11 protein-coding genes are annotated in these 12,471 nt (G+C 73.3%); 9 read left to right on the plus strand and 2 right to left on the minus strand.

The window, feature by feature from the left end; genetic code table 11:
- Positions 1-224 precede the first annotated feature (224 nt).
- Complete coding sequence (locus OHA19_RS29220) at positions 225-1,256, plus strand: NlpC/P60 family protein (protein ID WP_405752193.1); 1,032 nt, start codon at positions 225-227, stop codon at positions 1,254-1,256.
- 19 nt (positions 1,257-1,275) lie between these two features.
- On the plus strand, positions 1,276-2,508 hold the full coding sequence (locus tag OHA19_RS29225; RefSeq protein WP_405721376.1) for a hypothetical protein: 1,233 nt from the start codon (positions 1,276-1,278) through the stop codon (positions 2,506-2,508).
- 14 nt (positions 2,509-2,522) lie between these two features.
- Here the strand turns inward: OHA19_RS29225 and OHA19_RS29230 are convergent, their stop codons facing one another.
- On the minus strand, positions 2,523-3,770 hold the full coding sequence (locus OHA19_RS29230) for a glycosyltransferase 87 family protein (RefSeq protein WP_405752196.1): 1,248 nt from the start codon (positions 3,768-3,770) through the stop codon (positions 2,523-2,525).
- A 109-nt stretch (positions 3,771-3,879) separates the two neighbouring features.
- Here OHA19_RS29230 and OHA19_RS29235 point away from each other — a divergent pair, with 109 nt between their 5' ends.
- On the plus strand, positions 3,880-5,022 hold the full coding sequence (locus OHA19_RS29235; protein WP_405711863.1) for a glycosyltransferase family 4 protein: 1,143 nt from the start codon (positions 3,880-3,882) through the stop codon (positions 5,020-5,022).
- A gap of 57 nt (positions 5,023-5,079) precedes the next feature.
- Here OHA19_RS29235 and OHA19_RS29240 read toward each other — a convergent pair whose 3' ends face one another.
- On the minus strand, positions 5,080-6,876 hold the full coding sequence (locus OHA19_RS29240; RefSeq protein ID WP_405711862.1) for an AMP-dependent synthetase/ligase: 1,797 nt from the start codon (positions 6,874-6,876) through the stop codon (positions 5,080-5,082).
- Between the two features lie 280 nt (positions 6,877-7,156).
- Between OHA19_RS29240 and OHA19_RS29245 the strand changes: the two genes are divergently transcribed.
- The 6 genes from OHA19_RS29245 (at position 7,157) to OHA19_RS29270 (ending at position 12,374) form a co-directional block, all read left to right on the plus strand.
- Complete coding sequence (locus tag OHA19_RS29245) at positions 7,157-7,951, plus strand: metallophosphoesterase (RefSeq protein WP_405711860.1); 795 nt, start codon at positions 7,157-7,159, stop codon at positions 7,949-7,951.
- 112 nt (positions 7,952-8,063) lie between these two features.
- Positions 8,064-8,513: an SRPBCC family protein gene (locus tag OHA19_RS29250; protein ID WP_405711858.1), complete on the plus strand. Its 450-nt coding sequence runs from the start codon at positions 8,064-8,066 to the stop codon at positions 8,511-8,513.
- Between the two features lie 5 nt (positions 8,514-8,518).
- Positions 8,519-9,805 carry an ArsA family ATPase gene (locus OHA19_RS29255; protein WP_405711857.1) on the plus strand — a complete coding sequence of 429 codons (1,287 nt, stop codon included), beginning with the start codon at positions 8,519-8,521 and terminating at the stop codon, positions 9,803-9,805.
- Between the two features lie 83 nt (positions 9,806-9,888).
- Positions 9,889-10,347 (plus strand): DUF5304 domain-containing protein, encoded by a 459-nt coding sequence (locus tag OHA19_RS29260; RefSeq protein ID WP_405711856.1) that lies wholly within the window; start codon positions 9,889-9,891, stop codon positions 10,345-10,347.
- Positions 10,348-10,421: 74 nt separating this feature from the next.
- Entirely contained in the window at positions 10,422-11,363 is a 942-nt protein-coding gene (locus tag OHA19_RS29265; protein ID WP_405711855.1) for an ROK family glucokinase, read from the plus strand.
- 252 nt (positions 11,364-11,615) lie between these two features.
- Positions 11,616-12,374 carry an endonuclease/exonuclease/phosphatase family protein gene (locus tag OHA19_RS29270; RefSeq protein WP_405711854.1) on the plus strand — a complete coding sequence of 253 codons (759 nt, stop codon included), beginning with the start codon at positions 11,616-11,618 and terminating at the stop codon, positions 12,372-12,374.
- The last annotated feature ends 97 nt before the right edge of the window (positions 12,375-12,471 follow it).

Below are 12,471 nucleotides of genomic sequence, written 5' to 3' on the forward strand. Positions count from 1 at the left end.
GCGAAATTCCCGCGCCCGCACGAACAGTCCGCCCCGCCGGAGACCACAGGTCACCGGCGGGGCGCCGCCGTTTCTGCCGCCCTTCCTCCCGGCGCGGTCTTTGGCCGCTCCGTGACCGTCCGACTACTGTCTGCCTGCTGTGCAGCTCCCGGTCGTCGGTCCGCCCGCCCCGGGCGGCAGGGGCTGCGCGCGTCTGCGTACAGCGGAAGGAAGTGCGGCGTCCTGTGGTGTCCCATCGCCGTTCCACACAGTCCGGCCTCAATCTGAGCGTCCGGGCCACCGTTCTGTCCGCCGCGGCGGCGACCGCGGCCGCCACTCTCGGCGCGGCCACCGCGAACGCCGACCCGCAGGACGCGCCCCGGACCGCCAAGGCCCGCATCGACCGGCTGTACACCGAGGCCGAGCGGGCCACCGAGCAGTACAACGAGGCCGGTGAGAACGCCGGCCGGCTGCGCGGCGAGGTCGACCGGGCCCAGGACCGGGCGGCCCGCGGCCAGGAGCGGGTCAACCGGATGCGTACGGCGCTCGGTTCGGCGGCGAGCGCGCAGTACCGCTCCGGCGGCATCGACCCCGCGCTCGCCCTGCTGCTCTCCTCCGATCCGGACAACTACCTCGACCGGGCGGCCGTACTGGAGCGCCTGAGCGGCCTTCAGGCCGGCGAGCTGCGGGAACTCCAGCAGGTCCAGCGCGGGCTGGTGCAGACCCGGGCGGAGGCGGCCCGGGCGCTGGCCGAGCTGGAGCTCAACCGGGCGGCCGCCACCCGCCACAAACAGACCGTCGAGCGCAAGCTCACCGAGGCCAGGAAGCTGCTGGACGCGCTGCCCGGCGCCGACCGGGCGGATTTCGAGCGGGCCTCGCGCTCCGGCCGCGACGTCGGGTTCCCGGCCATGGCCGATCTGCCGGCCGGCTCCGCGCGTGCGGCGGCCGCCGTCGCGGCGGTCCGGCAGGCGCTGGGCCGCCCGTACATCTGGGGGGCCAACGGCCCGGCCGGATTCGACTGCTCCGGACTGATGCAGTGGGCGTACGCCCGGGCCGGGGTCAGCCTGCCGCGCACCTCGCAGGCCCAGCGGTACGCGGGACACATGGTGCCGCTCTCCGAGGCGCGCCCCGGAGACCTGGTCGTCTACCGCGCGGACGCCGGCCACATCGCCATGTACGTCGGCAACGGACAGGTGATCCACGCCCCCTACCCCGGGGCCCCGGTGCGCTACGACCCCGTCGGCATGATGCCCGTCTCGTCGGTCACCCGCGTCTGACCGTACCCTCGATCGGGTGATGCAGCGGCGGGGACGAAGGGGCGGGCGGCGTGCGGCGGGAGCGCTGCTGGCCGGGCTGCTGCTCGCCTCCGGCTGCGCGGCCCCCGACGACGGCGCCGCCCCCGAATCCACCACCCGGGCCGTCCGCGCCACGCTGGACCGCCGGGCCGCCGCCGTGCTCGCCCACGACACGGACGCCTTCCTGGCCACCACGGACCCCGGGGCCACCGGACTGCGCGCGGCCCAGCGCCGGGAGCTCGGCAACCTCGCCGACGTACCGCTCGGCTCATGGACGTACCGGCTGCGCGACGTGACGGCGCAGGGCACCGACCGGGCCACCGCGGACGTCGAGCTGCGCTACCGGATCAAGGGCTACGACGCGGCACCGGTCACCGCGGACCGGGTGCTCGATCTGAAGCGGGGCCGGTCGGGCGGACGCTGGTACGTCGTCGGGGACCGGGCGGGCGGGGACGACGCCCGGCAGCTCTGGCAGCAGGGCGACGTGCGGGTGGTGCACGGGAAGCACAGTCTCGTGCTCGGCGTCGGCCGCACGGACCAGGAGCTGAACCGGATCGCCCGGACCGCGGACCGCGCGGTGCCCGCCGTCTCCCGCGCCTGGCCGGAGCGCTGGGCGGGCCGCGTGGTGGTGCTCGTGCCGCGCACGGTGGAGGACATGGCGGAGCTGCTGGGGTCGGCGGCGGACTACCGGGGGATCGCCGCCGTCACCACCGGGCAGACCGGCGGGGCGGGCCGGATGCCCGCGGACCGGGTGATCGTCAACCCGCAGGCGTACGACACGCTCGGTGCCTTCGGGCAGCGGGTCGTCCTCACCCACGAGACCACCCATGTCGCCACCCGCGCCCACACCTCCGCCGCGACCCCGACCTGGCTCTCCGAGGGCCTCGCGGACTGGGCGGCCTACCGCGCCGAGGACCGCACCGCGGCCCGGATCGCCCCCGAACTCGCGGCCGCCGTCGCGCGCGGCGAGACGCCGGCCGCCCTGCCCACCGACGAGGACTTCGGCTTCGCGGGCGACGCCGCGCGCCTGGCGAGGGCGTACGAGGGCGGCTGGGCGGCCTGCGAGCTGATCGCCGGCCACTGGGGCGAGCGGAAGCTGCTCGCCTTCTACCGGGCCGTCTCAGAGCACTCGGGACGGGACGGGGCGGTGGAGCAGGCCATGCACGAGGTGCTCGACACGACTCCGCAGGACTTCACCGTGCTCTGGCGGGAGTATCTGCGCTCCAGCCTCTGAGCACGGCGCACGGCTCAGGAGCCGACCGGCTCCGCCTCACGGTCGAGGCCGGACCGGGCGGCGGACCCGCCATCGCGCGCCGCCCCGGTGACCGTCCGCCGCCACAGCCGGGCGCAGGCGGTCAGCGTCGCCGCGACCAGCAGGCCGTTGCGCAGGAACATCAGCGTCACGCCCGTGGCGTCGCTGGTCACCACGTGGACGAACCCGAGCGGGAACTCCCACTGGGTGATGCCCGTCGCCAGCAGCACCAGACCGGCCGGCAGCACCATCCGGCTGTCGCGGAACACCAGGCAGACCGCCGCCAGACCGACCAGCCAGAGCATGTACTGGGGGCTGATCACCCGGCTCGTCGTCGTGAACAGCAGCACCGCCACGAACGCCGCGTCCGCCGGGGTGCTCGCGCCGAACTCACGGGCCCGCAGCCGCCACACCAGCAGCCAGCCGAACGCCAGGACGGACAGGCCGAGCGCGAGCGTGCTCACCAGCGGCACGTGCGGCCCCAGGAACTCCATCGAGCCGTAGTGGTACTCCACCCGGCCCTCCCAGCCGAACTGCCGCGCCACATGGAAGACCAGCGCCCCCAGCGACTCGACCTCGGTGCCCCGGTCGCGCTGGAAGCCCAGGAAGGCCAGCGCACCGGGCATCGCCACGGTGCACACCACCAGCAGCCCGGCCGCCGTCACCGCCGCGGCCGTCCACGCCAGCCGCGTCCGCCGTCCGCGCGCCGTACCGGCCAGGATCAGCGCCGGCCACACCTTCAGCAGCGCACCGACGGCGGCCAGCACCCCCAGCACCCGCGGATGCCGCAGCCCCGTCAGCAGCGCCGCCACCGCGACCGCCGTGACCATCACGTCGTAACGGGCGTACGCGGTCGTGCCGAGCAGCGGCACCCCCGCCACCCACACCCAGGCGCCCGCCACCGACCGGCCGCCGCCCCGGCCCGCGTACAGCAACAGCCCCAGCACCAGCGCGTCGCACACGAACGCGAGGACGAAGAAGGCCGAGGCGTAGTCCAGGAACGGCAGCAGCGCGGGGGAGAGGATGGCGAGCGCGGCCAGCGGCGGGTACTGCCAGGTGACGTCGGCCTCCGGATACGTGCCGGTCTTCAGGACCTCGGACCAGCCGTGGTAGATCACCGAGACATCGCTGGTCCCGTCCGGGCCGGGCAGCGTGATCACCTTGGTGACGAAGAGCAGCAGCGCGACCCTGGTCAGGGCCCACACCGCCGCGGTGGCGAGCCGTGCGCCGGTCGATCCCGTCATGACCGCCTCATCCGTTTTCATGGTGGGTACCGGGTGGTACGAGGAGCCATGATGCCCGCACGGACTGCGCGAGAGCCATCGGGCCGGGCTGCCGGTACTGTCGGCCGGGATGGACAAGACCCTGATCGTGACCAACGACTTCCCGCCCCGCCCCGGTGGCATCCAGGCATTCCTGCACAACATGGCGCTGCGCCTGGACCCCGCACGGATCGTCGTGTACGCCTCCACCTGGAAGCGCACCCCCGAGGGCCTCGCGGCCACCGCGGCCTTCGACGCCGAGCAGCCGTTCACCGTCGTGCGCGACCCGACGACGATGCTGCTGCCGACCCCGCGGGTCACCCGGCGCGCGGTGCGGCTGCTGCGCGAGCACGGCTGCACCTCCGTCTGGTTCGGCGCCGCGGCCCCGCTCGGGCTGATGGCGCCGGCGCTGCGCAGGGCGGGCGCCCGTCGTCTGGTCGCCACCACGCACGGGCACGAGGCGGGATGGGCGCAGCTGCCCGCGGCCCGGCAGCTGCTGCGGCGGATCGGCGAGGGCACGGACACGATCACGTACCTGGGGGAGTACACCCGCTCCCGGATCGCCCCCGCGCTCACCCCGCGGGCCGCGGCGCGGATGGTCCAACTGCCGCCCGGCGTCGACGAGAAGACCTTCCACCCCGACTCGGGCGGGGACCGGACCAGGGCCGGGCTCGGACTCTCGGACCGGCCGGTCGTCGTCTGCGTGTCCCGGCTCGTGCCGCGCAAGGGCCAGGACACGCTGATCCTCGCGATGCCCGCGATCCTGGCGCAGGTGCCGGACGCGGTGCTCCTGATCGTCGGCGGCGGACCGTACGCCAAGGAGCTGAAGCGGCTGGCCGAGGAGACCGGGGTCGGCGAGTCCGTGCGGTTCACCGGACCGGTGCCGTGGGAGGAGCTGCCCGCCCACTACGGCGCGGGCGACGTCTTCGCCATGCCGTGCCGCACCCGCCGCGGCGGCCTCGACGTGGAGGGCCTCGGCATTGTCTTCCTGGAGGCGTCCGCGACCGGTCTGCCGGTGGTGGCGGGCGACTCGGGCGGCGCGCCCGACGCGGTGCTCGACGGCGAGACCGGGTGGGTGGTGCGCGGCGGCTCCCCCGAGGAGGCGGCCGACCGGATCGTCACGCTGCTGCGCGACCCGGAGCTGCGGCGGCGGATGGGCGAGCGGGGCCGGGCCTGGGTCGAGGAGAAGTGGCGCTGGGACCTGCTCGCCGAGCGGCTGCGGGCGCTGCTCTGAGCCGGGTACGCGAGAGGGCCCGCACGCGCCGTGCGGGCCCTCTCGCGTACCTTCCGGTCAGCCGCGGTAGATCGACTCGATCTCGTCCGCGAAGTCCTTCGCCACCACGTTCCGCTTCAGCTTCAGCGACGGCGTGATGTGGCCCGCCTCCTCAGTGAACTGCGAGTCCAGGATGCGGAACTTGCGCACCGACTCCGCCTTGGACACGGCCGCGTTCCCGTCGTCCACCGCCCGCTGCACCTCGGCCAGCAGCTCCGGGTCCTCGCGCAGCGACACGGCCGTCGAACCGGCCGGCTTGCCGTGCTCCTCGGCCCAGCGGCCCAGGAACTCCTCGTCCAGGGTGACCAGCGCGCCCACGAACGGCCGTCCGTCGCCGACCACCATGCACTCGGCGACCAGGGCGTGCCCCCGGATCCGGTCCTCGATCACCGCGGGAGCGACGTTCTTGCCGCCCGCCGTGACGATGATCTCCTTCTTGCGGCCGGTGATCGCGAGATAGCCGTCCTCGTCCAGCGTGCCGATGTCGCCCGTGTGGAACCAGCCGTCCGCCAGCGCGTCGGCCGTCGCCGACTCGTTGTTCCAGTAACCGGTGAACAGGTGCTCGCCATGCAGTAGCACCTCGCCGTCGTCGGCGATCCGCACCACCGAACCGGGCAGTGGCTGGCCGACCGTACCGATCTTCTGCCGGTCCCAGGGGTTGAAGGCGGTGGCCGCGCACGTCTCGGTCAGGCCGTAGCCCTCCAGGACGGTGAAGCCGATCCCGCGGTAGAAGTGGCCGAGCCGCTCGCCCAGCGGTGCGCCGCCGGAGATCGCGTACTCGCCGCGCCCGCCGAGCACCGCCCGCAGCTTGCCGTAGACCAGCCGGTCGAAGAGCTTGTGCTTCAGCTTCAGGCCCAGCGGCGGGCCCTGGGGGGTACCCAGCGCGCGGCTGTAGGCGATCGCCGTGTTCGCGGCCTTGTCGAAGATCCTTCCCTTGCCGTCGGCCTGGGCCTTGGCGCGCGCCGCGTTGTACACCTTCTCGAAGACCCGCGGCACACCGAGGATCAACGTCGGCCGGAATGAGGCCAGTTCATCGGTGAGGTGCTTGATGTCCGGTACGCAGCCGAGCTTGATCGGGGCCATCACCGACGCCACCTCGACCAGCCGTCCGAAGACGTGCGCGGCGGGCAGGAAGAGCAGTACGGAGCACTCGCCGGTACGGAAGAGGGGCTTGAGCCGTTCCACCACGTTGCCGCACTCGGCGAAGAAGCTGCGGTGCGTGAGCACACAGCCCTTGGGACGGCCGGTGGTGCCCGAGGTGTAGACGATGGTGGCCGGGTCGTCCGCCTTGGCGCTCGTCATCCGCAGGTCCAGCGTCTCGTCCGAGACGTCCTCGCCGATCGCCGTCAGCTGGCGGATCGCGTCGTCCTCGATCTGCCAGATGCCCTTCAGTGCCGGCAGGTCCGCCTGGACGGAGACCACGGACGCCTGGTGCGCCTCGGATTCCACGAGGCACAGGGTGGTACCGGAGTCACCGAGGATCCACTGGATCTGCTCGGGCGAACTGGTCTCGTACACCGGGACGGTGACCGCGCCCGCGCTCCAGATCGCGAAGTCCAGCAGCACCCACTCGTAGCGGGTGCGCGAGAGCAGGGCCACCCGGTCACCGGCTTCGACGCCCGCCGCGATCAGACCCTTGGCGACGCCCCTGACCTCGGCCAGGAACTGAGTGGCGTCGACATCCGTCCACCCGCCCCCCACCTTGCGGCTCATCACCGCGACATCGGGATGCTGAGTGGCATTGCGGCGGATGAGATCCGTCAGGTTGCCGTCCGAGGGGACCTCGTACAGGGCCGGAAGGCTGAACTCGCGCAAGACTGCTGCTCCTCATCGGGCTCCGGTGCCACGGCTCTGTGTGACGCACCGGCTGCGGTCCAAGATTGGCAGGTGCTCAGTGGGGTGAGCACGACTGGACTGCCCGGACGTTACCCACCAGTACTCGGTTCCCGATAGGGGGTTCCGGTCAGATGTCTTACGCGTCACACATCACGGTGATCCTTGGGCGCACAGTAGTCCACCCGCGTGACCGGGCGGAGATATTCGCAGGTCCGGCGGCCTCTACCCAGGTGAGCGGGAGAGACCTAGGGTGATCGCCATGCGAGCCGGACCGGACAGCACCCGACAGCGCACCCGCATCCATGTGGTCAGCGACGTGCACGGCAACACCGAGGCGCTGGCCCGCGCCGGGGACGGCGCCGACGCGCTGGTCTGCCTCGGTGACCTGGTGCTCTTCCTCGACTACGCCGACCACTCGCGCGGCATCTTCCCCGATCTCTTCGGCGTGGAGAACGCCGACCGGATCGTCGCGCTGCGCACCGAGCGCCGCTTCGAGGAGGCCCGTGAGTTCGGCCGGGGTCTGTGGAAGGGCAGGGACCGCAACGCCGCGATCGTCTCCGCGGTGCGCAAGCAGTACGCCGAGCTCTTCGCGGCCTTCCCCGCACCGACGTACGCCACCTACGGCAACGTCGACATCCCCGGCCTGTGGTCCGAGTACGCACATCCCGGCACCACCGTCCTCGACGGCGAACGGGCCGAGATCGGCGGCCGCGTCTTCGGCTTCGTCGGCGGCGGGCTGAAGACCCCGATGAAGACCCCGTACGAGATCGACGACGAGGAGTACGCGGCGAAGATCGAGGCGGTCGGCCCGGTCGACGTGCTCTGCACCCACATCCCGCCCGACGTGCCCGAGCTGACCTACGACACGGTGGCGCGCCGCTTCGAGCGCGGCAGCCGGGCCCTGCTGGAAGCCATCCGCCGGACCCGCCCCCGGTACGCCCTGTTCGGCCACGTCCACCAGCCGCTGGTCCGCCGCATGCGGATCGGCGCCACCGAATGCGTGAACGTCGGCCACTTCGCGTCCACCGGCAGGCCCTGGGCCCTGGAATGGTGACCGCACCGCACCGGCGCCGGACCCTGGGACGAGGCGCCGCGCACACGCGATAGCCTTCTGACGGCAGGCATCTGCCGACGCACCGGTACACCGCACTGGAGGAGCCACGGCGATGGCTGAACACACCAGCTCGAGCATCACGATCGAGGCGGCACCGGCCGACGTCATGGGAGTGATCGCCGACTTCGCCCGCTACCCGGAGTGGACCGGTGAGGTCAAGGAGGCCGAGGTCCTCGCCGAGGACGGCCGCGGCCGCGCCGAGAAGGTCCGGCTCGTCCTCGACGCCGGAGCCATCAAGGACGACCACACTCTCGCCTACACCTGGATCGGCGACTACGAGGTCAGCTGGACCCTCGTCAAGTCCCAGATGCTGCGCGCCATCGACGGCTCCTACGCACTGGCCCCGCTCGGCGACGGCAACCGCACCGAGGTCACCTACCGGCTGACCGTCGACGTCAAGATCCCGATGCTCGGCATGATCAAGCGCAAGGCCGAGAAAGTCATCATCGACCGGGCCCTGGCCGGACTGAAGAAGCGCGTCGAGTCCGTCCCGAAGGCCTGACCCGGATGCGTACGGTCCTCGTCACCGGCCCCGGCGGCGCCGGCCGTACCACCGTCGCGGCGGCCACCGCGCTGGCCGCCGCCCGCCGGGGCCGGCGCACCCTGCTGCTGACCGCCGACGGCATACCCGGCTTCCCCGAAGGCACCGAACCCACCGAGGTCACCGACGGACTGTGGTCCGCCCGCATCGACTCCGGCGAGCACTTCCGCAGCGAACTCCTCGCCCTCCAGGACCAGGCCTCCGCCGTACTCGACCTGCTCGGCGGGAACCGGCTGGACGGCGAGGAGCTGACCGAACTCCCCGGCAGCAGCCAGCTCGCCCTCCTGTACACCCTGCGCCGCGCCGCCGAGGGCGACTGGTCGCGAGCCGGCCACGACCTCCTCGTCGTCGACCTGCCACCGCTGCGCGAGGCCCTCGCCCTGCTCGCCCTCCCCGAGCAGCTGCGCCGCTATCTGCGCCGACTGCTCCCCCCGGAACGCCAGGCCGCCCGCGCCCTGCGCCCGATGCTCGCCCAGCTCGCCGGGGTGCCCATGCCCGCCCAGTGGCTGTACGAGGCGGCCGCCCGCAGGGACGCCGAGCTGGCCGCCGTGCAGGCGCTGATCGAGGACCGCGACACCACGCTCCGGCTGGTCGCGGAGCCCGGCCCCGCCGCCGAGGACACCCTGCGCACCGCCCGCACCGGCCTCGCCCTGCACGGACTGCGGGTCGACACCCTCGCGGTGAACCGGGTCCTGCCCCGGCACTCCGGCGACCCCTGGTTCGCCGAGCTCGCCGCACAGCAGGAGAAGACCGTCGACACCTGGCACGAGGAGTGGGCGCCCGGCACCGCGCTGTGCCAGGTGCCCCACCTCGGCCGCGACCCGCGGGGCCTCGACGACCTCGCCCGCCTCGACACCGCGGCCGACGGCCCCGCCGGGGACGACGGACTCGCCGGGGGACTGGACGGCCGGGGCCCCGGCCGGGCCGACGACCCCTGGTGGATAGAGAGCCCCGACACCCCGGACGGCCTCGACGGGCTGCTGCCCGGCGCCCGGATCGTGACCACCGGCCCGCCCTCCGGCGACGGCGAACCGGTCCTCGTCTGGTGCCTGCCGCTTCCCGGCGCGGTCAAGAAGGACCTCCAGCTGGTCCGCCGCGGCGACGAACTGCTGCTCACCGTGGGCCCGTTCCACCGGATCGTCCCGCTGGAGTCCGGACTGCGCCGCTGCACCGTCTCCGGCGCCGCCCTCACCGACGGGGTGCTCCGGGTCCGGTTCACGCCGGACCCCGGCCTGTGGCCGAGGACGGGCTGAACGGCGCGTCACGCTTCGGGTAACGTCGGTAGTACGTGCCCCGTATGCCGGGCCGCCGGCACACCACGTCGCAGGAGTCCGCCATGAGCGATGCCACCGATCGTCCCGTCGACGACGACGCGTGGGCGAAGGCCTGCGCCGAGGACCTCGAAGCGGAGAAGGCCCGTCGCCGGGCCGAGCACGGCCCGCCGCCCGGCTCCGCCGGCGAGGAACTGCGCAAGCTGGTCGACGCCGTGGCCGACAAGTTCTCGTCCCTCCAGTCGCCGCTGTTCGGCGCGGCGGCCCAGGGCACCGTGCAGCAGATCATCAAGCAGGCGAAGTCCGCGGTCGAGCCCGTCATCGAGCGCAACCCGGAGGTCTTCGACCACATCGCCGCGGCCGGCAGCGAGCTCCTCGCCGCCTACCGCTCCGCCGTCGAGGGCCAGGAACGCCGCTGGACCCAGGATGCCGGCGATCCGGCCGGCACCGGGAAGAAGGCCGACGACCCCGCCGACCCCCGTGACGAGGGCCCCGCCGCGGGCGAACACATCGACCTGGACTGACCGGCGCCGATGGGCCGGGCCCCCGGCTCGGGTACGGTTGGCCCCAGCGGGGCTCGACCGGAACTGAGGGATTCATGGGACTCACCATCGGCGTCGATATCGGCGGCACGAAGATCGCGGCTGGAGTGGTCGACGAAGAGGGCCGGATCCTCTCGACGCACAAGGTGCCGACCCCGCCGACGGCCGAAGGCATCGTGGACGCGATCGCCGCGGCTGTTTCCGGAGCGAGCGAGGGCCACCGGATCGAGGCCGTCGGCATCGGTGCCGCCGGATACGTCGACGACAAGCGCGCCACCGTGCTGTTCGCCCCGAACATCAACTGGCGGCACGAGCCGCTGAAGGACAAGGTCGAACAGCGCGTCGGGCTTCCCGTCGTGGTCGAGAACGACGCCAACGCCGCCGCCTGGGGCGAATACCGCTTCGGCGCCGGCCAGGGCCACGACGACGTCATCTGCATCACGCTCGGCACCGGCCTCGGCGGCGGCATCATCATCGGCAACAAGCTGCGCCGCGGGCGCTTCGGTGTGGCCGCCGAGTTCGGCCACATCCGGGTCGTCCCGGACGGGCTGCTCTGCGGCTGCGGCAGCCAGGGCTGCTGGGAGCAGTACGCGTCCGGACGCGCACTCGTCCGGTACGCCAAGCAGCGCGCCAACGCCACCCCGGAGAACGCCACGATCCTGCTGTCGCTCGGCGACGGCACGGTGGACGGCATCGAGGGCAAGCACATCAGCCAGGCCGCCCGGCAGGGCGACCCGGTGGCGGTCGACTCGTTCCGCGAGCTGGCCCGCTGGGCCGGCGCCGGACTCGCCGACCTCGCCTCGCTCTTCGACCCGTCCGCGTTCATCGTCGGCGGCGGCGTGTCGGACGAGGGCGAGCTGGTGCTCGACCCGATCCGCAAGTCGTTCCGGCGCTGGCTGATCGGCGGCGAATGGCGCCCGCACGCCCAGGTGCTCGCGGCCCAACTCGGAGGCGAGGCAGGCCTGGTGGGCGCGGCGGACCTCGCCCGCCAGGGCTGAGCCGGCCGGGACGGGACAGCCCCGGACGCCCGTCGCGCCCTGGGGGCGCGGCCGGGAAGTCCCGCCCGGCTCGCGCCATCTGGCACGCTCGCGGCGTTGTCGGAGTCGCCCTCGTACATCCAGTACGAGGGCGATCCTCCGCCTTGCGATCGCACGCACCGGACGCCGCGAGCCACGCCCCGCGGGCGTACGGCTGGACTTCCCGGCCACGCCCCCGTGGCAGCGGCGGGCGTCCGTCGTATCGTGAGGCGCATGGTTCTGACGCCACTGCCCGACTCCCGTACCGAGCCGGATGGTTCGGCGGTCATCCGAGTGCTCAGCTACAACATCCGGTCGATGCGCGACGACTGCGAGGCACTGGCCCGCGTCATCACCGCCTGCGCCCCCGACCTCGTCCTCATCCAGGAAGCACCGCGGTTCTTCCGCTGGCGCAAGCGCGCCGCCTGGCTCGCGGCCCGCACCGACCTGGTCGTGCTCGGTGGCGGCGCCACGGCGGCCGGGCCTCTGCTGCTCTGCTCGCTGCGGGCCACCGTGGAGCGGACGCAGGACGTGCTGCTGCCGCTCACCCCCGGTCTGCACCGCAGGGGCTTCGCCACGTCGGTGGTACGGATCGCGGGCACCCGGATCGGTCTGCTGAGCTTCCATCTGAGCCTGCAACGGGACGAACGCCTGGCCCAGGCCGAGATGTTGCTGGACCGGCTGGACGAGATGGGCGTCGAGCACGCCATCGCGGCCGGCGACCTCAACGACGTACCGACCGGGAGCGCGTTCCGGCGGCTGGCCGGGCGGCTGCAGGACTGCTGGGCGGTCCGGCCGTGGGGCGAGGAGCACACCTACTCGCCGGACCACCCGCGACGGCGCATCGACGCGGTCTTCGCGACGGAGGGGATCGAGGTGCTCGGCTGCGGTGTCCCCGCCGGGCTGCCCGGGGTCACCGAAGCCGACCTGCGGGCGGCCAGCGACCATCTGCCGGTGCTGGCGGCGCTACGGGTGCCCGCGATCCTGCCCTGAGCCACTGCGGAACGCAGCCCCGGCCCGGAACCACCCCGGACCGGAACCGCCGCCCCGGCCCGGAACTGCCCCCGGCTCAGACCACCGCCCCGATTCG

The organism is Streptomyces sp. NBC_00012 (genome assembly GCF_045040875.1).
Lineage (GTDB): Bacteria > Actinomycetota > Actinomycetes > Streptomycetales > Streptomycetaceae > Streptomyces.